Here is a 23,720-nt window from a genome sequence, read left to right as displayed (position 1 = left end):
ACCGCGGCCTGACCGTGGAGGACCGGCCGCCGGGAATAGAAAGCAGGGTGAGCGTCTTTTACCGCTCATGAAAGCAATCGTTTACTCGGCCACCGGTCCCTCCTCCGTCCTCTCGCTCGCTGAGCGGGAGGCTGCAGTGCCCGGTCCGGGCGAAGTACGGGTGCGCGTCGTCACCTCCGGGATGAACCCCACCGATTGGAAGGCCCGCGCCGGAAGCAATCTGGCCTTTTCCGAGGTGGTGCCGAACCAGGACGGCGCCGGAGTGGTCGACGCCGTTGGCGAGGGTGTCACGGACCTGGAGCCGGGCGACCGGGTGTGGCTGTACCTCGCTGCCCACGGCCGGCCAACGGGAACCGCCCAGGAATTCACCGTTGTCCCCGCCGACCGGGCAGTCCTGCTTCCCGACGGCGTTGGTTTCGACGTCGCAGCCAGCCTGGGAGTGCCGGCGATGACGGCGCACCGTGCCCTGACCGTGCATGAGGACGGCCCGTCCCGGCTCTCCCCGGGAGCACTCGAAGGACGGGTGGTCCTGGTGCAGGGCGGCGCCGGAGCCGTGGGACACGCCACGATCCAGTTCGCGGCCTGGGCCGGCGCCACCGTGATCGCCACGGTCAGCAGCGATGCGAAGGCGGAGCTGGCACGTGCCGCCGGCGCGCACCACATCGTCCGCTATCCGGACGACGCCGAGGCCGACCGCATCCGCGAGCTCGCTCCGGACGGTGTGCACCACATCGTTGAAGTTGCTCCGGCCCAGAACGCGGCGCTGGACGTTGAGGTGATCGCCAACCACGGCAGCATCGCCTACTACGCGAACAACAACGGGGAAGAGTTCACCGCCCCGATCGTCGCCAGTTTCATCAAGAACATCCGCTGGCAGGGCGTACTGATCTACACGGTGGGGCAACGGGCCATCCAGGCCGCGGTGGAGGACATCACTGCCGCCCTGCGCGACGGCGTCTTTCCCGTGGGCGAGTCCGCTGGGCTCCCGCTGACCTGGTTCCCGCTGGAGGAGACGGCTGCCGCGCACGACGCCGTGGAGAACGGTGTCACCGGCAAGGTCCTGATCCGGGTGAGTGAAGAAAGCGCCTAGGATCCGCCGGCACCCGGCACCTGGTCCCCTACGCGGCGCAGATGGTGAAAACGCCGTGCATACGGGCCGCAGGTAGGGCACACTGGGCGCGTGAACTCCATCCCCTGGGTGCTGCATGTGGACCTCGACCAGTTCATCGCTGCGGTCGAAGTGCTGCGGCACCCGGAGCTGGCCGGCAAGCCGATCATCGTCGGCGGCCGGGGCGATCCCACCGAACGCGCGGTGGTGTCCACCGCGTCCTATGAGGCGAGGGCGTTCGGCGTCGGCTCCGGAATGCCGCTGCGGATCGCGGCCCGGAAAGTGCCCGACGCCGTCCTCCTCCCGGTCGATGCCGAGGCCTACCTTGAGGCGTCCGAACAGGTGATGGCCACCCTGCGGGCCCAGCCCGGCGCCGTCGTGCAGGTCCTGGGCTGGGACGAAGCGTTCGTTGGCGTCACAGCGGAAGACCCGGAAGCCTACGCGCGGCAGATCCAGGCCGCCGTGCTGGAACGGACGCAGCTGCACTGCAGCGTGGGCATCGGCGACACCCTGGTCCGCGCCAAAAACGCCACCGATTTCGGCAAGCCGGCCGGCGTCTTCCGGCTCACGAAAGAGAACTGGCTCGAGGTGATGGGGGCTAGACCCACCAGGGAACTGTGGGGTGTCGGAGCGAAGATTTCGGGCCGGCTGGCGAAGCTCGGTGTCACGACGGTTGCCGAACTGGCAGCGGCTGATCCGCAGGGCCTGGTGCCGGAGTTCGGCCCCAAGATGGGTCCCTGGTACGCGCAGCTCGGGCGCGGAGACGGCTCCAGCGCCGTCGACGACACGCCCTGGGTTGCCCGCGGGCACAGCCGGGAGACCACCTTCCAGCAGAACCTCACCGAACCCGCCCAGGTGCACGACGCCGTCACCCGGTTGGCCGCGGATGTCCTGCAGGATGTGGCGGCCGAGGGACGGCCCGTGATTGGGCTGACCCTCAAGGTCCGCTACGCGCCCTTCACCACCAAAACCCACGCCCGGAAGATCCCCGAGACCTTCGACCGGGAGGAGGTCCTGGCCCGGGCCCTGGACCTCGCCGGGGCGATCGAAGCCGGCCGTCCGATCCGGCTGCTGGGCCTGCGCGCCGAAATGGCCATGCCCGACAACGCGCGGAAAGGGCACACGCCCACGCGCGGAGGCTGGTGACGGCATCGGCGGGTTCTCCAGATTTTGGGCTGCTTCTAGGGACCGGCGGCCCCTAGGCACAGGGGGCGATTGGGTCTATTAATCAAAGGGGTAGGTCAATGCGCTGGCGGCCCCCGCAGGGGCCGGACCAGGTGAAAAGGTGCGTGCTCCGCGGAGGGATTCAGCGCCCAAGCGCAGTTGTGGAGCCTGCCCAGGACAACCAGCAGGACCGACCGCAGGAGGTCATGATGCCCGGTTTAGTTCGCAAAAGCCTGGATTCGCCCGAGGAGACACGTCCTTTCGAAGGCAATTCGGGTCAACTTCAACTCGTCAACCTGGAGCAGGGTGCGGTAGGCCGCGCGACGTTCCTGCCTGGCTGGCGCTGGTCCCTGAACGTCAAACCAATCGTTAAAACCGAGAGCTGTCAGGCCGCCCACCTGGGGTACTTCGTTTCCGGGCGGATGAAGGTGGTCATGAACGACGGCGAAGAAATGGAATACGGGCCGGGCGACTTCGCCAGCATGGCGCCCGGGCACGACGCCTGGGTCCTGGGCGACGAGCCCTGTGTGGTCATCGATTGGCAGGGATTCGCCGACTACGCGAAGCCCTGACACTCCGGCCCACTCTCCGGCAGCCCGGGCGCGGCGGCCGGCCGCCAGGTCAGCGAGAACAGTGCTGTCAGGCGTCCATCTGGGCGAGCACGTCATCGGCGCGCTGCGGGCTGCCCTCAGCGAGGCCGCGGTCGATGGCGCTGCGGAATACCAGCCACATCAGGATGCCGGCCAGCAGCACGGCCACTTCGGTGACGGTCAGTGCCCAGATGATGCCGTCGAGCCCAAACCACAGATTTCCCAGAAGCACGATGGGAACGAACAGGACACCCTGGGTTATCGACATCACGGTCGCGGGCAGGATCCGCCCGGTGGCCTGGAAAAATGATGTCAGAAGGCCGGTAAATCCATTGGCGATCATCGCAACAAGCTGCGCCGTAAGGATGGTGGCTCCGAGCAGCAGCAGAGAGGAATCCGGCAGGAAGAAGGAGACAATCTGTTCCCGGAACGCAACGGCCGGAACCGCAAAGATCAACGCGATAACACCGACCGCAATTCCGGAAGTGCGCAGTGCCGCCAGAAGCCGGCTACGGTCGCCCTTGCCGTAGGAGTAGGCCAGGAGCGGCAGCACGCCAAGCGTGATGCCCATCAGCAGGAACTCGGGCACCTGGGCGATCCGGACCGCAACCCCCATGGCCGCAAGCGGTCCGTCTCCATAAGCGGCGGCAAGATTGTTCAGCACCAAAGAGGTGACGATCAGGAAGCCAGCCTGCAGCAGTTCGCTGACGCCTATGCCCAGGACAGGTTTAAGGACAGCTGGTGAGAGCGTAAACCAACGCGGAGCGAGCCTTACGTGCTCGCTGTGCCGGTGCAGCCAGGTCGCGAAATAGGCGACAAGTACCAGGTTGGAGAGGCCGACTGCCAGCGCGGCGCCCGCGACTCCCCAGTGCAGCCCGAGGATGAACAGTACGTCGAAGGCAACATTCGAGGCTGTGGAAATGATGATCCCGGTCATGACCTGGCGGGCGGCACCTTCCGCCCGGACGAGCTGTTCCAGGCAGAAAGCGGCGGAGAGCACCGGAACAAAGAGAAGAGTGACGGCGGTAAAAGCCCGCGTTGCCGGGGCCGCCGCGGCATCGGCACCCAGTAAACTCACCAGCGGATCCAGCAGAAGCAACCCGATGCCGCCGAGGATCGATCCGGCCAAGGCGGCGCCCCATAGGGAGAACGACGAAACGTGCTTGATGCCCCGGGCCTTCTCGGGGTCGGACTCCGCCTCGCCGAGCAGCCGGGAAACCAGCGCGCCGCCGCCAGTGCCGAAGACGCCGCCGACCGCCATGACAAGTGCCAGGAGCGGAGAGCCCAACGTGATGGCGGCCAGAAGCGTCGTGTCATGCAGCGAACCGATAAAGCCGGCGTTGATGACGTTGTAGATGGCGCCGACAATCATGGCTGCGGCCATGGGTACACAGAGGTGTACAAGCGCGCGCAGGATCGGTGAAGCGGACAGGTACCAGTGATTGGTGCCGACGGCGGCTGCCTTCGGTACCGGAAATTCGGGGTTTGTGGAGCTCATAGCTGCTCCTTTCAGGCAGGTTCGAGCGCCGCGCCGGCGAAGGCCGGCACGGGGGAAGGGAGGTTTGTTGAGGTGGGTTTTGGCCGCAGGCGGCAGTGACTACCGGGGCGGCCCCTACTACTACCGGGTCGGTTTCGGCATTTCTGCGGTGACCTTCAGGAGCAGGTTGTGAAGAAGTTCCCGTTCGGCCTGATCCAAGGGGGACAAAATGACCTCGTCGGCGTCGCTCATCGCGGCTTCGAATCCGGAGATAAGCTCGGTGCCTGCCGGGGTGGCGTAGACGCGCTTTCTGCGTTCATCACCGTTTTCGCTGCGGCGTTCAACCAGGCCGCGGCGCTCGAGTCCCTGCAGGAGACTTGACACGCTCGCCGGGCTCGTCCGGGTCATCTGCGCGATTTCACGCTGAATCACCCCGGGATTTTTGCTCAGATATCCGAGCACGAAAGCCTGTTCGTGGCTGAGTTCGCGTGCCCGGATCCAGTCCTCGCCAGCTTTGCGTTGGGCCCAGCCGATCCAGCGGACCAGGTCAAGCGTGGTGCTGAGGGAAACTCCGGTTTCATCCATAGTTAGAAGACTAATAGTTAGAGATCTAACTGTCAATCGCTGGCCGGCAGGCTAGCCGTTAGGGTGGGACGACAACGTACAAGTCCCCGAGGGAACCATGAAGAAAACTGCCGCTGTTCCTGTCATGGCACTGCTGCTCCTCACCGGCTGCAGTGCAGCTGATGCGAAGCCCGGTTCCGGGCCATCGTCCGCGCAGGCAACCGCCCCGGCGAGTGCCGAAACCGCCGCACCCTCTTCAGCCGCCGTCGAAACGGTGGCTGAGGACCCGGAAAAGCCGGCTTGCCTGGGGCTCCTCGGAACCGACGGCAAAGGGCCCCTGTACCAGGCGATCTCGATTGTGAGGATCAGCGACGGGACGTACAGCCTCGGAGGAGGGGACCCCGAGAGCGCCCGCCTGCTCAACGGGGAAGTCCAGGCAATAGCTGAGGAAGCCCCGCAGGACATGGAACCCCTGCTGGAGGAACTGTCTACCGCCATGAAGAGCACCATGCCGCGGACCGGGAAGCTGGATACCGCCAGGACCTTCGACCCCTTTACCTGGTCCAGCGCCGTCGCGGGTCTCCTCACCCGGTGCGCCCCCCCATGACGCCGGCAGCGCCGCCGTGCCAATTGCGCCCGCGCTTTCCACGGCGGGCGGGGCCAGCGCTGTGTACGCGGGCTATCCCCTGCTGGTGAACGCCGCCTCCGTGGACTACCGTGTTGCTGCCTGGTTCGGCGACAGGCTGGCGGACGGTCAGGTTGTGGCGCTGGCCCCAGGACTCTACGCGCCGTACGACCCCAATGTTCCTGATCTGGCAGCCTACTACGACTCATCCAATGTGGCCGGGAGCAGTGCCATGAAACAGACGGTTTTCCCCGGATCCGGGGCGGCCGCTTCCTGGTCGGGTGTGGCCCCGGGGCCTCAGGAGCCCTAGCCGCACTTCACCCAATTTCGGGGCGGACCGGTACAGCAGCGGCATTGTTATTGTCAGCCTCTCACCCGATTGGCAGGATGACTCATGGCCATCATTGTGAACGCCGATAATTTTGTCCGCGCCGAGAGCGCCCGCATGTTCCATGACCTCCAGCGGGACGCCGGAGGCATCAATACCTTCCTTCACAACCGGCAGCCGGCCGCAATCGACAGGCAGACCGTCATCCGGCTCAACCGCGACACGCTCTACAGCTTCGCGATCGTCGACATCTCCCACGGTGCCACGCTCACGATTCCCCAGTTTGAGGACAGGTACCTCTCGGCCATGGTCGTCAACGAGGATCACTACATCAACGGTGTCTTCCACTCCCCCGGAAAGTACGACCTCACCGTCGAGGAATTCGGCTCCCCGTATGTCGCGGTCGCGGTGCGCATCCTCGCCGACCCTGTAGATCCATCCGACCTCGCCGTGGCCGGTGCGATCCAGGACCGGCTCCAGCTGCGCAGCAGCTCCTCCGTTCCATTCGAGACCGCCGACTACGATGCGTCGTCGTTCGCGGCCACCCGCGACGCTTTGCTCTCCCTGGCCAGCCACCTCACCGGCTACGACCGCATGTTCGGCTCCCACGATGCAACTGAGCCCGTGCGCCACCTCATCGGAACCGCCGCAGGCTGGGGCGGCCTCCCCACGAGCGAAGCCACCTACATCGGTGCGAGCCCAGACCTGCCCGACGGGCGGTACGAATTGACCGTCAAGGATGTTCCGGTTGACGGGTTCTGGTCCGTCTCGGTCTACAACGCGGCTGGCTACTTCGAACCAAACGATGCCGGCGCGTACACAATCAACAACATCACTGCTGACAAGAACCCGGACGGCTCAGTGACCGTTCGATTCGGTGACTATCCAGCTGGCACCCACAACGCCATCCCCACGCCGGATGGCTGGAACTACCTTGTCCGCCTCTACCGCCCACACCCCGAGATACTCGACGGCACCTGGACGTTTCCTGCGCTTTCAGAGGCCTAGCACCGGCGGTACGCCCTCCCTGGTGGCGGTTCGGACTGGCTTCCCCTGGGGCCTAATCGCCCTCATGGTCCTTCACGAGGTACTGATTTCTGCTCTCGATCAGCTTCTTGAGGTAGCGGCCCAGCAGCAGTTTTTCAGCCATGCGTCCCGCCGGCCCGAACGGCGCCTCGAACTCGATTCGATCCACCATTGTGGTGCCCTCCGCATCCTCGCTGAACTCGTGGACATGCCGGAACCGCCGAAACGGACCCTTGACCTGCTCGTCCACAAAATAGTTCGGCGGCTCCATCGCGGTAATCCGGCTGGTCATCCGCAACGGAACGCCAAAGTGCCACGCCCGCCACGTGACTGTTTCGTCCAGGGAGATGAGCCCTGAGGTAACGCCGGCGACCGCAGCTTCACGAGATCGAGCCATCGAGTCCTTGTGCTCGTCAATACTTCGGGCACGGTCAAACAGCTCCGCTTTGGGCATATTTGTCCGGGTTGTGCACACAAAGGAAACGGTCATTACCGGAGTATGGCACGGTGCGCAGCTTCAAGGCCGGGGCCAGTCGCCGGCGCCGAAAGCTACGCCCGAGGGTTCCGCGGATCGATGCCCAGTTTCGCAAGACGCCGGTAGATTGTCGCGCGGCTGATCCCCAGTTCCGCCGCGGCTTCGGTCACAGAGGTTCCGGGCCGCGCCAGTACCCGGAAGATCTCATCCCGCTCGAACGTTTCCATCCGGGTCAGCCGCTGGGCGGTGCGCCCCAACAGGTCGGGCGGAAGGTGCCGGACGTCAATGGTTTCGGTGAGCAACGCGGCGGCGTGGACCGCCTGGATCAGCTCGTCGACGTTGCCCGGCCAGTCGTGGCTGGTGAGGGCCCGCTCGGCCGCCGCCGTGAAATCGAGCTCCCGCAGCCGGGTCTGGCGCGCCGCGTACCGCGCGAGCGGCATCACGTCGGCGGGCCGGTCCCGGAGCGCCGGGACGGCGACCACCCGGGCGGCCAACCGGGTCAGTTCAGACGGAATGTTCTCCAGGTTCTCCGCCGTGAACGCCCAGAGCAGGGCCGGCGCTGAGGCGGCAGGCGCCGCTGGGGATGAGGCGCGGAGCAGATTCCACACCTGGCCGGCGAGCTCGTGCGCAGCCCATTCCGGGAGGAAATCTGCGTTCTCGATGATGATCGCGGTGTCCGGTTTGGACAGCTCCGGCGTCCAGAGGGCCAGCCAGTCTTCCACCATGTCCGGCGCGGGTACGGAGGCACAGAGGATCCTGCTGGCAGGACGCGCCTGGCGCAGTGCCTGGCCCAGCAGCGTGGCCCGTCCGCTTCCGTGTTCTCCAACAGCGGCGACGACGTTCCCGCAGGCCAGCGCCGCCGTCGCATCATCCAGGGCCGCAGACCAGGCGGCGGACATCGCGCGCATGGTTCCTGCCGCCGGCTCAAGGCGTGGACGCTGCACCCGGAACACTCCGCCCTGCGGCTTGGCGGACTGGACCCGGGTGTGTGACCGGCTGGACATCAGCGAGGACGTATTCGCGGCAGCGGACTGGGCCAGGGCCACCAGCAGTCCCGGGGAGGTTTTGGACCAGGTGGTGATGTTGACGCTTCCTTCAAGGCTTCCGGTGACCGGATCCAGCACGGGTGCCGCTGCACAGGTGTAGGTCCGGAGACTGGCGCTGTAGTGCTCTTCCGCGCGGACCAGGGTCGGCGCCTTGTCTGCCAGGGCGAGCCCCAGCCCGTTAGTCCCGGCCAGCCGTTCGGAGTACGCGAACCCGGGGGCCAGATACACCCGGTCCAGCGCACGCAGGAGCGCGGGATCACCACTGAACCGGTTAAGGACAAGCCCGTCCGCGTCGGTCAGCATCAGGCTGAGCGGCTCGTTCGCCAGGGACTGCTGGAGCCCGGCCAGCACTTCCTGGCCGCATTGATAAAACAGTGAATCGTCCGGAATCTCACCGGCCCAGGCAGGATCAACGGTCTCCGCGGACACACCGTATTCCTGGCTTCGCTGCCAGGACGCAAGGAGCCGCCGGGACCCGGAAGAAACCTCGTGGGCACCGGATCGCTCCCCTGACGGAAGAACGCAGTCATCGTGGTCCGGCTTCATCGCCGCCCTCCTTGAGCATCGTCCACTGAGACTAACCCGGATGAGTCCCTGTATATCAGGGATGCCGTCTCAAATTGAGACGCCGGTCACACCCGCAACGGTGAAATAGCTCGTACCGTCGTCCGCATCGCGACTATGGCAGTCGCGAAGAGACGGAGATCTGACATGTACACAAAAAACGGCGAGAACTATTTCATCGTTGACGCTCACATCGCCCTCTGGGACGCCCGCCCTGAAAACCAGCTCAACATCCACGGCAAGCAGTTCATCGACTGCTTCTACGACTACCACCGCAACCTCTCACCGGCCGAGGAACTGTGGCCCTACGAGGAGTACCTCTACCAGGGAAGCCAGCGGCTGATGAAGGACATCTTCGAGGACGGCTACGTTGATCACGCGATCTTCCAGCCGGCCTACCTCGGCGAGTTCTACAAAAACGGATTCGGCCAGACCGAAGAGGCCTACAGCCTCGCCGCCGCCAATCCGGACCGCCTCACCTACAACCACTGCTTCGACCCCCGCAACGGTGAGGCCGGGCTGGACCAGCTGCGCGCCGACCACGAGCGAATGGGGTTCACGGGCGTGAAGCTCTACACGGCTGAGTGGCACGGCGACTCGCGCGGCTACAAACTCAACGACCCGTGGACCTACAAATACTTCGAGGAATGCCGGAAGCTGGGCGTGAAGAACATCCACGTCCACAAGGGCCCAACCATCCGCCCGCTGGACCGGGACGCCTTTGATGTCTCCGACGTCGACCACGCGGCGACGGACTTCACGGACCTGAACTTCGTCGTCGAACACGTTGGGCTGCCGCGGCTGGAGGACTTCTGCTGGATCGCCACGCAGGAACCCAACGTCCACGGCGGGCTCGCCGTCGCCATGCCGTTTATGCACACCCGGCCGCGCTACTTCGCGCAGATCATCGGGGAACTCATCTACTGGATCGGCGAGGACCGCATCCAGTTCTCCAGCGACTACGCGCTCTGGACCCCGCGCTGGCTGATCGAATCCTTCGTGGATTTCCAGATCCCCGAAGACATGACCGAGTACGCGCCGCTGACCATCGAGCAGAAGAAGAAGATCCTCGGCCTGAACGCGGCGAAGATGTACGACATTCCGGTTCCGGAGGCGCTGCGGATCCCCGACGCGCCGGAAACGGAAACCGGACCGCGGCAGCCGGAACGGGCAGACCTGGGGGCCGTGTGATGACGGTGATCCAAACCCGGCCCGCCCCGCAAACCGGCACCGTCGGGACGGAGGACATCCGCCGGGCCCTGGGCACAGTGCAGGACCCCGAGCTCGATGAACCCATCACCGACCTGGGTTTTGTCCGTTCCATCGACATCTCCCCCGGCGTCCGCGGAGCCGCAGTTCACGTGCACCTGCGCCTGCCGACGTCGTTCTGTTCCCCCAACTTCGCCTACCTGATGGCGTCCGACAGCAAGGACGCCGTCGCGGCGCTGGAGGGGGTGGCAACCGTCGTCGTCGAACTCGATGACCACCACGATTCCGGCCTGATCAACGCCGGACTCGCCGCCGACGCCGGATACCGGGGCACCTTCGGGCACGAGGCGGAGGACAGCCTCGACGAGCTGCGCTGGACGTTCCGCCGGAAGGCGCACACTGCCGCCATGGAACGCTGCCTCACCGAGCTGCTGCGGGCGGACCGGGACCTGGCGGAGACCGACGTCGGACGCGTCACGCTTGCGGGTCTCCCGGCGGGCCGGACCAAAACAGCCCTGCTCCGCCGGCGCGAAGCGCTCGGGCTGCCGCTGGAGCCGGGAGCCCTGGTGCTTGTTGACCACCGCGGAATCGCCTACCCCTCCGAGGACGTGCCGATGGCTCTGCGGCGGGCGCGGTCGACCCGCATCTCGATCGACGGCAACGCCCACTTCTGCCGCGGGCTGCTCCGCACCCGCTATGCCGGAGCCGAAGCGGACCAGAACGCCCGCCCGGAAGGCGCAGAACCCGGCGACCAGCACACCCTGCTTCCCATCACTGTTAAGGAGAACGCGTGAACACCATGCGAGCCGTCCAGGTTGTCGGTTACGACCAGGGCCTGAAAATGGCAGAAGTTCCCATGCCGGAGATCAACGGTCCGCTGGACGTGATCGTCCGGATCGGCGGAGCCGGCGTCTGCCGCACCGACCTGCACATTCTCGAGGGACAGTGGGCGGAGAAGTCCCAGGTGAAGCTGCCCTACACAATCGGCCATGAGAACGCCGGGTGGGTCCACGCCGTCGGCAGCGCAGTGACCAACGTGAGTGTGGGCGACAAGGTCATCCTGCACCCGCTGGTGACCTGCGGCCTCTGCCGGGCCTGCCGCTCCGGGGACGACGTGCACTGCGAGACCAACAAGTTCCCGGGCATCGACACCAACGGCGGCTACGCCGACTACCTGCTCACCTCGGCCCGCTCAGTGGTGAAAATCGACGATTCCCTCGAACCGGCCGACGTCGCCGCCCTCGCCGACGCGGGCCTCACCGCGTACCACGCAGCCGCGAAGGCAGCCCGGGGGCTGACTCCCCGGGACACGTGCGTCGTCATCGGGGCCGGCGGCCTCGGGCACATCGGCATCCAGGTGCTCAAGGCACTCACGCCCAGCCGGATCGTCGTCGTGGACCGCAATCCCGCGGCCCTCGAACTGGCGACAAGCATCGGCGCCGATGCCGGCATCCCCGCCGACGGCACGCAGGTCCAGCAGGTCCTGGACCTCACCGGCGGAAACGGCGCCGAAGCGGTCATCGACTTCGTCGGCGAAAACGGGGCAACATCCGAAGGCATCGCCATGACCCGGCAGGGCGGCGACTACTTCGTGGTCGGCTACGGCGAGAACGTCAACGTCCCGACCATCGACCTGGTGTCCGCCGAAATCAACATCATCGGCAACCTGGTGGGCAGCTACAACGACCTGCAGGACCTCATGGCGCTCACGGCCCGCGGCGCCGTCACCCTGCACACGCAGAAATACCCGCTGGAGAACTTCCAGCAGGCCATCAGCGACCTCGACGCCGGCAAAGTCCGCGGCCGCGCCATCCTCATCCCCTGACCCGCTTTCCACCGAAACCCACCCAGTAAGAGGAGAATCCCATGTCAGAAAATGAAAACCGCGTTGCCCTGATCACCGGAGCAGGCCGCGGCATCGGCCGGGCCATCGCTGAACGGCTCGCCGACGACGGCCTGGACATCATCGTCGCCGACGTCCCGGGCGCGAAGTCGAACATTGACGACGTCGTCAGTGCCGTCGAGTCCCGCGGCCGCCGCGCCGTCGGCGTCACCGGGGACGTCGCAGATCCCGACGACGTGACCCGGATGGTCGCCGAGGGCACCAACGCGCTGGGGAACCTGAGCGTCCTGATCGCCAACGCCGGCATCGCACAGGTGGACGAAATTCTGGATGTGAAGCCCGATGCCCTGGACCGGATGCTGGATGTCAACATCAAGGGTGTCTACTACTGCTACCAGGCGGCTGCGCGGCAGTTTATTGCCCAGGGCACCGGCGGGAAGATCATTGCCGCCGCGTCGATCGTGGCGTTCCGGCCGTTCCCGGTGCTGGCGTCCTACTCGGCCACCAAGTGGGCCGTCCGCGGCCTGACCCAGGCCGCGGCCATGGAGTTCGCCAAGTACAACATCACGGTGAACGCCTACGCCCCCGGCGTGGTGGGCACCGCCATGTGGGACCTGATCGATGAGCGGCTCACGGAGCGGGACGGCACCCCGCGGGGCAGCGCCCTGCAGGCCCAGGTGGACAACATCCTGGCCGGCCGGGTGTCCGAACCGGAGGACGTCGCCAAGCTGGTCTCGTTCCTGTCCGGACCGGATTCGGACCACATGACCGGCCAGACGGTGCTGATCGACGGCGGCATCAACTTCTCCTAAACAGCGCCTCTGCGCTTTTGCAGGCAGATAACGACGGCGGTGCGCTGCCTTTTCGGGGGCGCACCGCCGTCGTTCCGTGCCAGCCGGGGGGGGGCACCGCCGTCATTCCGTGCCAGCCGGGGGCAGGCGGGGAGCTCAGCCCAGGCGGCGGGCGCTCAGGCCACGCACCACGTTCGGGTCGGCGTGGTCGAAGAACTGCGACGCACCGGTGTCCAGGCCGCGGATTTCCGCCATCTCACCGGGCGTGAGCTCAAAGTCGAACACGTCGAAATTCTGCGCCATCCGGTCCGGGTTGACGGATTTCGGGATGGCGACCACACCGCGCTGGATGAGCCAGCGCAGCACAACCTGCGCCACGGACTTGCCGTGCGCCTTGCCGATCTCCGACAGCACGGGATTGGTGAACAGGTTGTTCCTGCCCTCTGCGAAGGGACCCCAGGACTCGATCTGGATTCCGTCGCCCTTCATGAGCTCCTGGTAGTCGAGGTTCTGCTTGAACGGGTGCGTCTCGATCTGGTTGACCGCGGGCACAATCTCGTTGTTGGTGATGAGGTCCACCAGCCGGTCCGGGGCGAAGTTGGAGACCCCGATGGCACGGGCGCGTCCCTCCTTGTTCAGCTGCTCCATGGCCCGCCACTGACCGTAGTAGTCACCAAACGGCTGGTGGATCAGGTACAGGTCCACGTAGTCCAGGCCCAGGTTCCGCAGCGACGTGTCGAACGCCCGTTTGGTGTTCTCCTCCGCGGGAGCGTCCTGGATCCACAGCTTGGTGGTGATAAATAGTTCCTCGCGCGGGATGCCCGAGCGCTTGATGGCAGCGCCCACGGCCGCCTCGTTGCCGTAGGCCGCGGCGGTGTCGAGCAGCCGGTAACCCGCGTTCAGCGCCGCCGTAACGGCCTGTTCGGTTTCTTCGCTGCCGACCTGGTAAACGCCGAAGCCGAGGACGGGCATCTCGATGCCGTTGTTAAGAGTCACTGTTTGCATTCCTCCATCCCACTCCTGCCAGCCGCACACATCAAGTGACCAGCGGTCCATGTACTGCCAGTCCCTCCCTCGCGTGCAGGGTCCGCTGTACCGTGGACGGAATGGATAACCAGGCTGAGGCCAGCGAGTTCCTCCGCACCCGCCGCGCCCGAATCACGCCTGCCCAGGCAGGCATCATCGGCGGGGGCCGCCGCCGGGTGGCGGGCCTGCGCCGCGAGGAAGTGGCGATGCTCGCGGGGATGAGCGTGGATTACTACGCCAAGATGGAGCGCGGCCACCTCACCGGCGTCTCCGCCGAGGTCTTGGCCTCCCTGGCCCGTGCCCTGCAGCTTGATGAGGCCGAAACCGAGCACCTGCAGGACCTCGCCCGCTGGGGTGGGCCGGCTCCCCTCCGGCGCCGGACAGTGCCCACTGAGACCCGGGTCCGCCCGAGCCTGCAGCGGTTCCTTGACGGCATCACAGGTTCCCCGACCTGGGTGCTGAACCGGCAGTCGGACATCGTCGCTGCCAATCCGGCCGGCAGGGCACTCCTGCGCCCCATACTCGAAGACCCTGCCAGCCGCGGCAACAATGCGCGGTTCGCTTTCTTCAGCCCGGCAGCGCGGATCTACTACCCCGACTGGGAGCAGGGCGCGAGCAGCATCGTCGCCACCCTCCGTTCCGCGGCGGGGCGCAACCCCCATGACAGGGGCCTCACCGATCTCATCGGCGAACTCGTCACCCGGTCGGATGACTTTCGGCTTCGCTGGGCAGCCCACGATGTCCGCTATCACCGCACCGGGGTGAAGCGGATCCGCCACCCGGATGTGGGCGACCTCGAGTTTACGTACGAAGGATTCGATCTGCCGGACAGCCCCGGCTGGAGCATGTACGCCTGCACTTCGCCCGCCGGCTCCCCGACGGAGGAGCGCGTCGCGCTGCTCGGCTCGCTTGCCGCCACTGCCGGTACGACGCCGGCCGGGCGCGGTTCCGCCGCGGCCTCCTGACCACCTCCGCCCCCAGGAAAGGACAAACCCCATGCCCAGCACTCCCAGCAACGGCGCCGCCGTCATCACCGGCGCTTCCTCCGGCATCGGCGAAGCCACCGCCCGCGCGCTGCACGCTGCCGGGTTCCGGGTGGCGCTCCTCGCCCGCCGCCGCGACCGCATCGATGCACTCGCAGCGGAGCTCGGTGACGGCGCCATCGCCATCCAGTCCGACGTGACCGACCGCGGCTCGCTCGTGGCCGCCGCCGAGCGGGTGCAGTCGGAGCTGGGCGGCGCCACGGTACTGATGAACAACGCGGGCGTGATGCTCCTGGGGCCGTTCTCCACGGAGCAGCGTGAGGACTACCGCCAAATGATCGAGGTCAATCTCCTCGGCGCGATCACCGCGACCGAAGTGTTCCTTGACCAGATCACCGCCCGCGGCGGCGACATCATCAACATCTCCTCCGTCGCGGGCCGGACCGCCCGTGCGGGCAACGGCGTCTACGCCGCGACCAAGTGGGGTATCAACGGATGGTCCGAGTCCCTCCGCCAGGAGCTCCTCCCCGACGTCCGGGTGACCCTGATCGAACCGGGCGTTGTTGCCACCGAGCTGCCTAGCCACATCACACACCAGCAGACCAGTGCCGCCGTCAACGAGCTGTACAGCCATGCCACCGTCACCGCGGAGGACATCGCGGAGGTCATCGCCTTTGTGCTTTCCCGGCCCCGGCACCTGGCCATTAACGAGATCCTGCTCCGGCCTGCCACCCAGGCGTGAGACGGGTTTTTCCGCGGCGGGAACCGGCCCTCAGACGGTCAGTTGCCCGGCACGTACCGGCGGCAGCTCCTGGAACGCCGGTTTCGCAAACCAGTAACCCTGGAACAGGCGGATGCCCGCTGCCTCAAGGACCCGGAATTCCGCTTCGGTCTCGATGCCCTCTGCCAGCAGCGTGATGCCGAGTTCTTTGGCGATGCCGACAATTCCCGCCACGACGGCCCGGCGGGCCGGACTGGTATCGATTCCGCGAATGAGCAACATATCGATTTTGATCAGGTCCGGCTGAAACTCGGACAGGAGGCCCAGCCCTGCATGGCCGGCGCCAAAGTCATCAAGGGCGGTAGTGAAACCGTGCCTGCGGTATTCGGTGATGATGTTCGTGAGATGTGCGGGATCCGCCACTTCCTCGTTCTCGGTGAACTCGAACATGATGGAGGACATCGGGAAATTGAATTTCCTCGCAGCCTGCAGGGTTGCGCGCAGGCAGGCAGCAGGTTCGTACACCGCTTTCGGCATGAAGTTGATCGACAGCATCAGCTCCTCCCCCGCAGGGAAAAGGCGCGAGGCCAGCTCGATTGCCTTGACCCGGCAGTCCTGATCGAAGCGGTACCGCTGCTCCGGCGAAACCTTGGACAGGACCTCGTACGCTCCCTCGCCGTCCAGGCCCCTGACCAGTGCCTCGTAGCCCCAGACCCGGCCAGCACCGGCGTCGTAAATCGGCTGGAACGCCATGCTGAAATCGAAATCAAGTTTTGGAGCGGTCGTGCAGCCTTCACATGCCATATGTGCCCTCATTCGCTGGTTTTATGTTCCCGTATCGTACGACGGTTATCCCTTATCCCACGTGCAATTCCGCCGCGTCTTTTGAGAGTGTTTATCCAGGTCAGTCCGCATATCCGCCGCGGGCCTGTGCACACCATTGTTAGTGCGGAAGACTTTGCCGGACGCCCGCGTGCTAGGGTGCGACGACTGTCTACGATTCCCGGGGGAACGATGAGAAAAACAGCTGCTGTTCCTGTCCTTACTGTCTTAGCTTTGCTGCTTGTCACCGGCTGCAGTGCGGCGAATGCGGAGGCGGAAGCTCAACCTTCGCCGCCTCCCAGCTCGGTCTCTGCCGAGCCCTCAACCGAAGCCCCGGTCGAAGATACCGAAGAGCAGAGCTGCCTCAGGCTCCTCGGATCGGACGGCCAGGGACCCCTCCACCAGGTGATCTCCGTGGTCCGGATCGGCGACGGAACAAGCGGCGTCGAGATGAGCGCGGAGGACGCGCGCCCGCTCCACGAGGAAGTCCTCGCCATCGCCAAGGACGCACCCGCTGACCTGGCGCCGTTGGTGAAAGAGCTGTCTTCCGCCACTGGAAACGTCATCCTGCAGGCTGAAAAGCCCGGCCGGGCCTGGACCTTCAACGCCGACACCTGGACCGCCGCTGCCGCGGAACTTGAGGAGCGGTGCCAGCCTTAACCCGTTGTGCGGCCGGGCCTGCCGGCATGACGGAAAGTCCTTTCATGGCTGACCAGTTGGGCGAAATGCAACGGCCCCACCCAGGAGGATAGATATGCCGATTTCCCATCCCCCGACGCCGGGAAGTGCCCTCTGGGTGACGGCCCACCCCCGCGCCGAATCCCTCAACGGACGGCTTTTCCGCGAGGGCGTGGAGGCCCTCTCCACCCGCTATGTGGTGGCGACGTCCGACCTCTATGCCCAGGACTTCAATCCCGTTCTGGGCGACGGCGACCTTGGCAGCCTGGCCGGCGTTCCCGGCAACCTCGCCCAACAGGCCGGAAAGTCCTATACCGCCGGCCAGCTGCCACCCGAGGTGCAGGGCGAACAGGCCAAGCTCGCGTCTGCCGAGCTGCTGATCCTGCAGTTTCCGCTGTGGTGGTACGGGCCCCCGGCGATCCTGAAGGGCTGGTTCGACCGCGTGCTCACCGACAGCTTTGCCTACGGGGATCTGGACCCCGAGCTCGGTATCCCGCGGCGCTACGGCGACGGCGGGCTGGCCGGGCGCCGGGCGCTCGTCGTCGTCACCGCCGGCGAAGACGAACGTACGATCGGCCCGCGCGGCCTCAGTGGCGACATCGACACCCTGCTCTTCCCGATCACCCACGGGGTGCTCTGGTACACGGGCATCGAGAGCCTGGATCTGCACGTGGTGTACGACGCCGACACCCTGGACCCAGCCCGGGCAGAGCGGGAGATCAAGCGGCTGCGGGAACGGCTGGACTCGCTGGATGCGGAGACTCCCCGCCGCTTCCGCAGCCTGCGCGACGGCGACTACCGCGGCACCCGCGCCCTGCGCGCGGACATCCTGCCTGGCCGGACCGACTTCGGGATTCACCTGGCTGACTAGGCGGTTACGGTGCACTCTTCAGCAAGTCCCTCGGCGAAAAGGTGCACGAGCATGTTCCTCCAGTGATGTGACCCAACGCCCAGTACGGTTGGGGCATGGCTGATGTTGCGGGAAGCCGCTGGGTAATCACTGGTGCTGCGGGAACGATTGGGTCTGCCCTGCGGCAGGCCCTCTCCGAGCTGCAGGTCGAGCTGGTCTCCACTGATATACGGCCCGTGGTGCCGGTTGGCCCGAACGATCACGTGGTGACGGCCGATCTCAGTGACCTGAGCTCGTTGGCGGAGCTGTTCGCGGGCGCGGATGGTGTGATCCACCTTGGCGGAATCCCCGATGAAGCGGATTTCCATGACCTGGCGGAGGTGAACATCGTTGGGACCTATCACGTCCTTGAGGCTGCCCGCCGGACCCGTGTAGCGCGCGTGGTCTACGCCAGCAGCAACCGGCTGACCGGCATGTACCCTGCGGGTGTTCCGGTCACACCCGAGATGCCGCCCCGCCCGGACGGCTTCTATGGAGTGTCTAAGGTTGCCGGCGAAGCCCTCTGCCGGCTCTATGCGGACAAGTTCGGCGTCAGCACCGTTGCGGTGCGCATCGGCAGCTATGAACAGCGTCCGGGTTCCGCACGTGAGCAGCGGACATGGCTGAGTCCATCGGATGCGGTTCGGGCGTTCCTAGCGGCGATGACGACGGCGGAACACGCCGCCGTCTTCTACGCCGTCTCAGCGAACACCGGCCGGTGGTGGGACCTCGAACCGGGAGAGGCCGTCGGGTTCATCCCCGAGGACGATGCAGCCCGGCTTGGAACACCGGAAGGCTTTGACCCAAACCTGCCACAGGGCGGCGCCTACGCTGCCAAGGAGTACTCAACCGACAAGATGCGCTCGTAGCTGCGAACAGCGTCACGAGCACCCAGTTGGCCAGTCCCGATGCTGGAACCACGCGTAAGGGTCGCAGCGCCGTCGGCTCAGACTGCCGTGGCGATCGGCACCGAGGGCGCAAACGGATACAGCTCCTGCTCGCCGCCGTGTACGACGATGCAGGTGGCTTCCGGTACTTCCTGCCAGGCACCGTGGAGATCTCCCAGCGGTTCGGAGACTACCAACCGAGCGTCGTCCGAGAGCCCGCTGAGCACTTCATTGTCCGGGTACTGGGCCTGGAGGGTCGCAATGTCGCTGCTGACGAAGAGGGATCGCGAGTTGCCCTCGCTGGAGTAACGGAAGGCCCAGGTTGTGTCGCCGTCGGTCGTTGCAACTGTCATCTGGATGGGGTGTTCAACGCCGTGCTCCCGCCCGGCATCCTCGATGAATGCCACTGCCTCAGCGACTGCCGCGCGGGGATCGCGCTCCAGCCCGAAGGTCAGCGCGAGGTAGAAGAACATCTCGGAGTCCGTTGATCCTTCGATCTCCGGGTAGAGGCTGGGCTCGACCGCCATGGCCAGGTCACGCTTCACCTTCGGGAAGTCCCCGAGCACCCCGTTGTGCATCCAGAGCCACTTGCCGTGGCGGAACGGGTGGCAGTTCGTTTGCTGGACGGCCGTGCCGGTGGTGGCCCGGATGTGCGCGAAGACGCGGCCGGCGGAGGCCTGCGCTGCGAGTTCGCGCAGGTTGCGGTCGTGCCAGGCAGGCTCGGTGCTGTGGAAGAGCCCGGGAATCGGCTCGGTGCCGTACCAGCCGACGCCGAACCCGTCCCCGTTAGTGGTCTCGGCGCCCAGCCGCGAGTGTTTGCTCTGCATAACGAGGGAGTTGGTGGGTTTGTAGAGCAGGTCGTCCAAGCGGACGGGGGAACCGGAATATGCTAGCCAACGACACATTGTCGTCTCCTTCGGATCGGGCCGGATTTCCAAACCGGCGGTCCGAGGGGGTGGGCTTCACGATCATCACATCGCTCGGGCCGTGAAAATAGTGGAGCACGGAACGAGGGGAAGTTCCATAGCAGCTGGCTAATTGGTGAATCTGGTTCCCGCAAAGTGTTGATACCGCTGCCGGTTTCGCCCATACTCAGGGCCAAGCAATTGCAGATCTTTGGGATGAGCCCACCGACCAGCCCCTGGGAGCAAGATGTCCGGCACAGCTCTGGCCAGATCAACGATGAGGTTCGGAACCCGGCTCGGCCTGGCCGCCGTCGTCCTGATCGCTCTGGGTCCCTTCATCAATCGGAACTTCGGCCTTGGCGACAGCCTGAGCTTTGTGCTGCGTCCCGGGGTCTGGGATTCAGCCCCCATAGCCGTGCTGGTATCGCTGACCTACCTGATCTTGTTGGTGGCGTGCGCGCTGCTTTCGGTCACCTTGGTCACGGCTTCACTGGTGATCCGTTCTGCGGAAGGAAGCGATGCAGCAACGAACAGGGATTCTGCCGTTAGCTCTCGCTGATTTCATCGACTGATTCTGTTCCTCGCTCACTCATGGGGAACTGCGGTCATTCAGCGCGCCGGGACCACTGGCGCTCAACGCGCTTTCGCGTGCCGTCCTTCGTTCATCAGCTAGGGCAATACCGTCACGGACCGCGCCTCTAATAACCAGGTAAAGGACGTAGAAGAAGACGGTGGTAAAACCGACCGAAAGGATGACGAAGTTTAGCCAGCCAGCATCCATGACTTTCCCCCAATGTTGTTCGCAGTCCAAACGGAGCTGCTTGATCATAACGTCGAATGAACGCTGCCCTTTGTACCACCGGTTTGAAGGCACCAAGCCTGCGACAGCTCGGACGCCGGCGCCCCTTACGACTTCACCTGGTCTTTCGCCGGGGCCCTTGTGGAGCCAGTCGAGATGGTCAGCTTGGCCACGACCGAGCGGATGCTTCGGGGCATCCGGGACCGTGCGGAGTCCTGGATCAGCTTAGGCTGGTGCCGAGGGCCCCTGTTACGTAGGGAACCAGCCATATCCCCCAGACGATGAGGGAAAACTTGTGGAAACGCTCCTTCTCCGCCTCGCGGTTGCGGACCAGCACGATGACCGCCCAGGCGAGGTGGAACACCATCAGGAGCAAAGCAATGGCACCGGTAACGGCCATGATGGCGTTGAGCCCCGCTCCGGTCCCGCCGGAATTGACGTCGCCCGATTGCGCAAGCTGGGACATGAGATAGGTGCCAGTGGCATCGCAGATGAGGCCCAGGGCAAAAAATCCAGCATGCCACCACTTCAGGACGCGCTGCCGGTGCTCCGACCACACACCAATTGTGTAGAAGACCAGAGCAGCCGTGATGATGATAATTGCTGGCACTAGCATGCTCTGAGGCTACAGGTGCTTTGCTGGGAAGGGACCAGGCCGGGGCTTGAACTAATCTCAGGGCCCTTTACTCTTTTCCAGTCTCCGGTGGCCCGAAAGATGTGTCCGCCAGCGGAGCATACGCATACCAGCCAGAGCCCCCGGACTGCTCCATCTCTTCTCGGGCCAGGTAGGAAGCTTGCCCACCTGCCTGCGGGGCGTTAGCCAGAGCGTTGAACGCCGCCACTGCATTGGCGTTGGGTGCGGCACCGGACGAGTGGAACAACCGGGCAGGCACGCCGTCCTCGTAGGAGGCGAAGCTGATTTCGAAGCCCTCGCCCAGTTCGTCCGCGACCTGCCTTGCCAGCCGATTACCCTCAGCTGTGAACCGATGGGCCGCTTCCGCGGACACCCAGTCAATGTCCGGAGTCAGGGACTGGTAATAGGAGTCTTCCCATGACCGGAGGGCTCGGATGAGGTCCTGAGCCAGTCCCGAGTCCTCATATCTGATGGGGTTGCCGAACCAGAGCACTGTCCCGGCGTAGTCCGGGAACATGCGCACGGTTAGCGGGCGGCCCCTATCCGGAGTTGTCATGTCAGGAGCGTACTGCTGTGTCGGGCCACGGTACAGGCGTTGGATGGCGGCCACGGACAGTCATTGCCGTGCAGCAGCAACAACTGTCCGCGGGAGACCCGTTATCTGCGCGTTGCCGGCAACCGCAGACGCCCGGGAACCACCACCCTCTGCTCACTGCAGCAGGGTGAACCCCGATTCATTCCGGGTCTTCCCGAGTGCGGCCAGCACGATCTGCAGGAAACCCATCGCCTCGAGTTCCCTCGCGCGCGACAGGGGGCCGGCGTCCACCGCGCGCATCCCTGACGCGTTAATAAGGTCCGCTACGGCGATTTTCGCGTCCGCGTAGTCGCCGGCGAACAGGACCGTCGTCGTCGTAGTGCCGTTTGTGCCGCTGGTGAGCGTGTCGCCGAGGTTGACGTTGAAGGCTTTTACGACGGCGGCGTCTGCGGGCAGCTGTTTGGCGAGCTCGGCGGCGGTGGAGGAGTCAGCCGGTGACTTCAGCTCGTCGTAGGTGGTGAAGTCGATGGGGTTGCTGATATCGATGACCACCTTGCCGCTGAGCCGCTCTCGGTAGTGCTCCAGGATGCTCGGGTAGGCGTTGTACGGCACCGCGAACACCACCAGGTCTCCGGTGAGCTCCTCACCCATGCTGCTGTAGGTGGCATCCGGCCGGTCCCCGGAGGAGCTCGATGTACTGCGCCGAACGATCTGGATATCCGCCCCGGCCCGCGCTGCGACTTCGGCAATCGCCGCGCTCATCTTGCCGCTGCCGATGATGCTGATGGTTCTCATGCGAACTGCACCTTCCTGAATCGTGTGAGTGCCTTCTCGGCGACTTTCTGCGCGTCGTAGTCGAACACCGCGCTTCGGCGGAAATCCCGTCCGACCCGCAGATCGGCGTCGCGCTTTTTGAGGTCCGCGAATTCATACTGCGCATCGAACATGGCCCCGGCCCGCCGGGAACCGTGCTGCAGGATCGCGGTGCGCTGCATCCGGACCGAGGTGTAGCGCCGGAACGCTTCGGGGATATCGGCAGGGCTGTCCGCGGCGTTGAGGAAGATGGCCAGCGCCATGCTGTCCTCGATCGCCTGGTTCACGCCTTGTCCCTGGTGCGGCAGCATGGTGTGCGCTGCGTCGCCGAGGAGCGTGATCGGCCCCCGTGACCAGTTGGTGAGGGGTTCGTGATCAAACAGGCCCCACCAGAAGGTCTTCTCAACAGCCTCGATGAAGCGGTGCAGCAACGGGTCCCAGCCCTCCCCCGCGAACTCGGCGGCGAGCTCACTCACCGCTGCCGGCCCGGACCAGGGCCCGTTGAGCGGCCGGTCACTGGGGACGCCTGCCACGAAGTTGAACAGCTTCCGGTTCTGCAGCGGATAGCACATGAAGTGCCTCTGGTTGCCCATCCAGACCTGGCTGATCATGCGCCAGTCGTCGGGGAGCAGAGACGTATCAACGACTCCGCGGTAGACGATATATCCGGAGTAAACCGGCTCCGGGAATTGCAGCACGGATTTCCGCACCACCGAGTGGATACCGTCCGCACCGACGACGGCGTCGAAATCCTCGGATGCTCCGTTCTCGAAATCGATGCGGACACCGGAATCCAGCGCCTGGACGGACGCGATTCGCTGGTTGAGGCGGATGGTTTCGGGATCGACTTCCCGAGCCAGGACGTTGATGAGGTCCGGCCGGTACATTCCGATGTTGCGGTATCGCTGCCCCGAATCTTCCCAGGCCGCGTCGGTGACCAGATTGCCCAGGGCATCCTGGTAAATGCCGTGCCCGTCGGGTACCGCGCCGGCACGTTTGACCTGTTCCAGGATGCCGAGTGTTTCCAGCACGCGCTGGGCGTTCGGTGCCACCGTGACGCCTGCACCCACCTCGCCCAGCTTGCTGGCCTGCTCGAACACCGTGACCTGGACGCCGGCTATCCGGGTCAGGGCGATCGCGGCGGTGAGTCCGCCCATCCCTCCGCCGATAACCGCGATTCTGGTGGTGGAACTAACCATTATTTCTCCCTGTCTGTAC

27 protein-coding genes are annotated in these 23,720 nt (G+C 65.3%); 16 read left to right on the top strand and 11 right to left on the bottom strand.

Annotated elements, in window-relative coordinates; translation table 11 throughout:
- Positions 1-67: 67 nt before the first annotated feature.
- From AL3_RS08970 to AL3_RS08960, 3 genes are all read left to right on the top strand, one after another.
- On the top strand, positions 68-1,090 hold the full coding sequence (locus tag AL3_RS08970) for an NADPH:quinone reductase (RefSeq protein ID WP_066299631.1): 1,023 nt from the start codon (positions 68-70) through the stop codon (positions 1,088-1,090).
- A gap of 90 nt (positions 1,091-1,180) precedes the next feature.
- Positions 1,181-2,254: a DNA polymerase IV gene (locus AL3_RS08965; RefSeq protein ID WP_441394251.1), complete on the top strand. Its 1,074-nt coding sequence runs from the start codon at positions 1,181-1,183 to the stop codon at positions 2,252-2,254.
- Between the two features lie 227 nt (positions 2,255-2,481).
- Positions 2,482-2,844 (top strand): cupin domain-containing protein, encoded by a 363-nt coding sequence (locus AL3_RS08960; protein ID WP_066300192.1) that lies wholly within the window; start codon positions 2,482-2,484, stop codon positions 2,842-2,844.
- A gap of 67 nt (positions 2,845-2,911) precedes the next feature.
- On the opposite strand, the gene AL3_RS08955 is transcribed toward AL3_RS08960, so the two are convergent.
- Positions 2,912-4,360, bottom strand: a complete 1,449-nt coding sequence (locus AL3_RS08955) for an MATE family efflux transporter (RefSeq protein ID WP_066299628.1) — start codon at positions 4,358-4,360, stop codon at positions 2,912-2,914.
- A 120-nt stretch (positions 4,361-4,480) separates the two neighbouring features.
- Positions 4,481-4,924 carry a MarR family winged helix-turn-helix transcriptional regulator gene (locus tag AL3_RS08950; RefSeq protein ID WP_066299619.1) on the bottom strand — a complete coding sequence of 148 codons (444 nt, stop codon included), beginning with the start codon at positions 4,922-4,924 and terminating at the stop codon, positions 4,481-4,483.
- Positions 4,925-5,021: 97 nt separating this feature from the next.
- On the opposite strand from AL3_RS08950, the gene AL3_RS08945 reads away from it, so the two are divergent.
- The 3 genes from AL3_RS08945 (at position 5,022) to AL3_RS08935 (ending at position 6,864) form a co-directional block, all read left to right on the top strand.
- The gene (locus AL3_RS08945) at positions 5,022-5,510 is read left to right on the top strand and encodes a hypothetical protein (protein WP_066299610.1); all 489 of its coding nucleotides are present in this window, start codon (positions 5,022-5,024) and stop codon (positions 5,508-5,510) included.
- A gap of 16 nt (positions 5,511-5,526) precedes the next feature.
- Positions 5,527-5,838 (top strand): hypothetical protein, encoded by a 312-nt coding sequence (locus AL3_RS08940; protein WP_066299607.1) that lies wholly within the window; start codon positions 5,527-5,529, stop codon positions 5,836-5,838.
- Positions 5,839-5,922: 84 nt separating this feature from the next.
- Positions 5,923-6,864, top strand: coding sequence for a DUF1214 domain-containing protein (locus AL3_RS08935; protein WP_066299606.1), 942 nt, complete (start codon positions 5,923-5,925; stop codon positions 6,862-6,864).
- 52 nt (positions 6,865-6,916) lie between these two features.
- Here AL3_RS08935 and AL3_RS08930 read toward each other — a convergent pair whose 3' ends face one another.
- Complete coding sequence (locus tag AL3_RS08930; RefSeq protein WP_246168727.1) at positions 6,917-7,336, bottom strand: SRPBCC family protein; 420 nt, start codon at positions 7,334-7,336, stop codon at positions 6,917-6,919.
- A 95-nt stretch (positions 7,337-7,431) separates the two neighbouring features.
- Complete coding sequence (locus tag AL3_RS08925) at positions 7,432-8,949, bottom strand: AAA-type ATPase lid domain-containing protein (protein ID WP_066299601.1); 1,518 nt, start codon at positions 8,947-8,949, stop codon at positions 7,432-7,434.
- A 165-nt stretch (positions 8,950-9,114) separates the two neighbouring features.
- Between AL3_RS08925 and AL3_RS08920 the strand changes: the two genes are divergently transcribed.
- From AL3_RS08920 to AL3_RS08905, 4 genes are read left to right on the top strand one after another with little or no spacing between them, the layout of a single operon-like run.
- Positions 9,115-10,158, top strand: a complete 1,044-nt coding sequence (locus tag AL3_RS08920) for an amidohydrolase family protein (RefSeq protein ID WP_066299597.1) — start codon at positions 9,115-9,117, stop codon at positions 10,156-10,158.
- A complete protein-coding gene (locus AL3_RS08915) occupies positions 10,158-10,970 on the top strand; it encodes an iron-sulfur cluster assembly protein (protein WP_066299594.1) in 813 nt (270 codons plus the stop codon). The genes AL3_RS08920 and AL3_RS08915 overlap by 1 nt, the downstream gene beginning before the upstream one ends.
- Positions 10,971-10,975: 5 nt before the next feature.
- On the top strand, positions 10,976-12,001 hold the full coding sequence (locus AL3_RS08910; RefSeq protein WP_066300191.1) for an NAD(P)-dependent alcohol dehydrogenase: 1,026 nt from the start codon (positions 10,976-10,978) through the stop codon (positions 11,999-12,001).
- Positions 12,002-12,042: 41 nt separating this feature from the next.
- Positions 12,043-12,831: an SDR family NAD(P)-dependent oxidoreductase gene (locus AL3_RS08905; protein ID WP_066299588.1), complete on the top strand. Its 789-nt coding sequence runs from the start codon at positions 12,043-12,045 to the stop codon at positions 12,829-12,831.
- Positions 12,832-12,966: 135 nt separating this feature from the next.
- Here AL3_RS08905 and AL3_RS08900 read toward each other — a convergent pair whose 3' ends face one another.
- Positions 12,967-13,815, bottom strand: coding sequence for an aldo/keto reductase (locus AL3_RS08900; RefSeq protein ID WP_066299580.1), 849 nt, complete (start codon positions 13,813-13,815; stop codon positions 12,967-12,969).
- Positions 13,816-13,916: 101 nt separating this feature from the next.
- On the opposite strand from AL3_RS08900, the gene AL3_RS08895 reads away from it, so the two are divergent.
- The gene (locus AL3_RS08895; RefSeq protein ID WP_066299573.1) at positions 13,917-14,801 is read left to right on the top strand and encodes a helix-turn-helix transcriptional regulator; all 885 of its coding nucleotides are present in this window, start codon (positions 13,917-13,919) and stop codon (positions 14,799-14,801) included.
- Positions 14,802-14,832: 31 nt separating this feature from the next.
- Positions 14,833-15,561, top strand: a complete 729-nt coding sequence (locus AL3_RS08890) for an SDR family oxidoreductase (RefSeq protein ID WP_066299571.1) — start codon at positions 14,833-14,835, stop codon at positions 15,559-15,561.
- A 30-nt stretch (positions 15,562-15,591) separates the two neighbouring features.
- Here AL3_RS08890 and AL3_RS08885 read toward each other — a convergent pair whose 3' ends face one another.
- Positions 15,592-16,293 carry an EAL domain-containing protein gene (locus tag AL3_RS08885; RefSeq protein WP_246168726.1) on the bottom strand — a complete coding sequence of 234 codons (702 nt, stop codon included), beginning with the start codon at positions 16,291-16,293 and terminating at the stop codon, positions 15,592-15,594.
- A gap of 474 nt (positions 16,294-16,767) precedes the next feature.
- On the opposite strand from AL3_RS08885, the gene AL3_RS18455 reads away from it, so the two are divergent.
- The 3 genes from AL3_RS18455 to AL3_RS08870 all read left to right on the top strand — a co-directional run bounded on the left by AL3_RS18455 (position 16,768) and on the right by AL3_RS08870 (position 18,798).
- Positions 16,768-17,022 (top strand): hypothetical protein, encoded by a 255-nt coding sequence (locus AL3_RS18455; protein WP_157075262.1) that lies wholly within the window; start codon positions 16,768-16,770, stop codon positions 17,020-17,022.
- A gap of 94 nt (positions 17,023-17,116) precedes the next feature.
- Entirely contained in the window at positions 17,117-17,911 is a 795-nt protein-coding gene (locus tag AL3_RS08875; RefSeq protein WP_066299565.1) for an NAD(P)H-dependent oxidoreductase, read from the top strand.
- A gap of 95 nt (positions 17,912-18,006) precedes the next feature.
- On the top strand, positions 18,007-18,798 hold the full coding sequence (locus AL3_RS08870; RefSeq protein ID WP_066299562.1) for an NAD-dependent epimerase/dehydratase family protein: 792 nt from the start codon (positions 18,007-18,009) through the stop codon (positions 18,796-18,798).
- A gap of 77 nt (positions 18,799-18,875) precedes the next feature.
- Here AL3_RS08870 and AL3_RS08865 read toward each other — a convergent pair whose 3' ends face one another.
- A complete protein-coding gene (locus tag AL3_RS08865) occupies positions 18,876-19,721 on the bottom strand; it encodes a class II glutamine amidotransferase (RefSeq protein WP_066299560.1) in 846 nt (281 codons plus the stop codon).
- Between the two features lie 247 nt (positions 19,722-19,968).
- On the opposite strand from AL3_RS08865, the gene AL3_RS08860 reads away from it, so the two are divergent.
- Complete coding sequence (locus AL3_RS08860) at positions 19,969-20,280, top strand: hypothetical protein (protein WP_151724091.1); 312 nt, start codon at positions 19,969-19,971, stop codon at positions 20,278-20,280.
- Positions 20,281-20,740: 460 nt separating this feature from the next.
- On the opposite strand, the gene AL3_RS08855 is transcribed toward AL3_RS08860, so the two are convergent.
- The 4 genes from AL3_RS08855 to AL3_RS08840 all read right to left on the bottom strand — a co-directional run bounded on the left by AL3_RS08855 (position 20,741) and on the right by AL3_RS08840 (position 23,701).
- Positions 20,741-21,136: an HsmA family protein gene (locus AL3_RS08855; RefSeq protein ID WP_066299554.1), complete on the bottom strand. Its 396-nt coding sequence runs from the start codon at positions 21,134-21,136 to the stop codon at positions 20,741-20,743.
- 67 nt (positions 21,137-21,203) lie between these two features.
- Positions 21,204-21,710 (bottom strand): immunity protein CdiI family protein, encoded by a 507-nt coding sequence (locus AL3_RS08850; RefSeq protein WP_151724090.1) that lies wholly within the window; start codon positions 21,708-21,710, stop codon positions 21,204-21,206.
- A gap of 153 nt (positions 21,711-21,863) precedes the next feature.
- On the bottom strand, positions 21,864-22,484 hold the full coding sequence (locus tag AL3_RS08845; protein ID WP_066299550.1) for an NADPH-dependent F420 reductase: 621 nt from the start codon (positions 22,482-22,484) through the stop codon (positions 21,864-21,866).
- Positions 22,481-23,701, bottom strand: a complete 1,221-nt coding sequence (locus AL3_RS08840; RefSeq protein ID WP_083521609.1) for an FAD-dependent monooxygenase — start codon at positions 23,699-23,701, stop codon at positions 22,481-22,483. The genes AL3_RS08845 and AL3_RS08840 overlap by 4 nt, the downstream gene beginning before the upstream one ends.
- Between the last annotated feature and the right edge of the window lie 19 nt (positions 23,702-23,720).

The organism is Arthrobacter luteolus NBRC 107841, from assembly GCF_001552075.1.
Lineage (GTDB): Bacteria > Actinomycetota > Actinomycetes > Actinomycetales > Micrococcaceae > Arthrobacter_B > Arthrobacter_B luteolus.
This window is presented reverse-complemented; position numbering and strand designations above follow the sequence as displayed.

Bases quoted from the DNA above. Each gene is read 5' to 3' on its own strand.
- AL3_RS08920 (WP_066299597.1), top strand. From the start codon at position 9,115: ATGTACACAAAAAACGGCGAGAACTATTTCATCGTTGACGCTCACATC.
- AL3_RS08870 (WP_066299562.1), top strand. From the start codon at position 18,007: ATGGCTGATGTTGCGGGAAGCCGCTGGGTAATCACTGGTGCTGCGGGA.
- AL3_RS08900 (WP_066299580.1), bottom strand. From the start codon at position 13,815: ATGCAAACAGTGACTCTTAACAACGGCATCGAGATGCCCGTCCTCGGC.
- AL3_RS08970 (WP_066299631.1), top strand. From the start codon at position 68: ATGAAAGCAATCGTTTACTCGGCCACCGGTCCCTCCTCCGTCCTCTCG.
- AL3_RS08865 (WP_066299560.1), bottom strand. From the start codon at position 19,721: ATGTGTCGTTGGCTAGCATATTCCGGTTCCCCCGTCCGCTTGGACGAC.
- AL3_RS08890 (WP_066299571.1), top strand. From the start codon at position 14,833: ATGCCCAGCACTCCCAGCAACGGCGCCGCCGTCATCACCGGCGCTTCC.
- AL3_RS08860 (WP_151724091.1), top strand. From the start codon at position 19,969: ATGTCCGGCACAGCTCTGGCCAGATCAACGATGAGGTTCGGAACCCGG.
- AL3_RS08960 (WP_066300192.1), top strand. From the start codon at position 2,482: ATGCCCGGTTTAGTTCGCAAAAGCCTGGATTCGCCCGAGGAGACACGT.
- AL3_RS08945 (WP_066299610.1), top strand. From the start codon at position 5,022: ATGAAGAAAACTGCCGCTGTTCCTGTCATGGCACTGCTGCTCCTCACC.
- AL3_RS08915 (WP_066299594.1), top strand. From the start codon at position 10,158: ATGACGGTGATCCAAACCCGGCCCGCCCCGCAAACCGGCACCGTCGGG.
- AL3_RS08850 (WP_151724090.1), bottom strand. From the start codon at position 21,710: ATGACAACTCCGGATAGGGGCCGCCCGCTAACCGTGCGCATGTTCCCG.
- AL3_RS08930 (WP_246168727.1), bottom strand. From the start codon at position 7,336: ATGCCCAAAGCGGAGCTGTTTGACCGTGCCCGAAGTATTGACGAGCAC.
- AL3_RS08925 (WP_066299601.1), bottom strand. From the start codon at position 8,949: ATGAAGCCGGACCACGATGACTGCGTTCTTCCGTCAGGGGAGCGATCC.
- AL3_RS08885 (WP_246168726.1), bottom strand. From the start codon at position 16,293: ATGGCGTTCCAGCCGATTTACGACGCCGGTGCTGGCCGGGTCTGGGGC.
- AL3_RS08910 (WP_066300191.1), top strand. From the start codon at position 10,976: ATGCGAGCCGTCCAGGTTGTCGGTTACGACCAGGGCCTGAAAATGGCA.
- AL3_RS08875 (WP_066299565.1), top strand. From the start codon at position 17,117: ATGCCGATTTCCCATCCCCCGACGCCGGGAAGTGCCCTCTGGGTGACG.
- AL3_RS08840 (WP_083521609.1), bottom strand. From the start codon at position 23,701: ATGGTTAGTTCCACCACCAGAATCGCGGTTATCGGCGGAGGGATGGGC.
- AL3_RS08905 (WP_066299588.1), top strand. From the start codon at position 12,043: ATGTCAGAAAATGAAAACCGCGTTGCCCTGATCACCGGAGCAGGCCGC.
- AL3_RS08895 (WP_066299573.1), top strand. From the start codon at position 13,917: ATGGATAACCAGGCTGAGGCCAGCGAGTTCCTCCGCACCCGCCGCGCC.
- AL3_RS08950 (WP_066299619.1), bottom strand. From the start codon at position 4,924: ATGGATGAAACCGGAGTTTCCCTCAGCACCACGCTTGACCTGGTCCGC.
- AL3_RS08955 (WP_066299628.1), bottom strand. From the start codon at position 4,360: ATGAGCTCCACAAACCCCGAATTTCCGGTACCGAAGGCAGCCGCCGTC.
- AL3_RS08845 (WP_066299550.1), bottom strand. From the start codon at position 22,484: ATGAGAACCATCAGCATCATCGGCAGCGGCAAGATGAGCGCGGCGATT.
- AL3_RS08855 (WP_066299554.1), bottom strand. From the start codon at position 21,136: ATGCTAGTGCCAGCAATTATCATCATCACGGCTGCTCTGGTCTTCTAC.
- AL3_RS08935 (WP_066299606.1), top strand. From the start codon at position 5,923: ATGGCCATCATTGTGAACGCCGATAATTTTGTCCGCGCCGAGAGCGCC.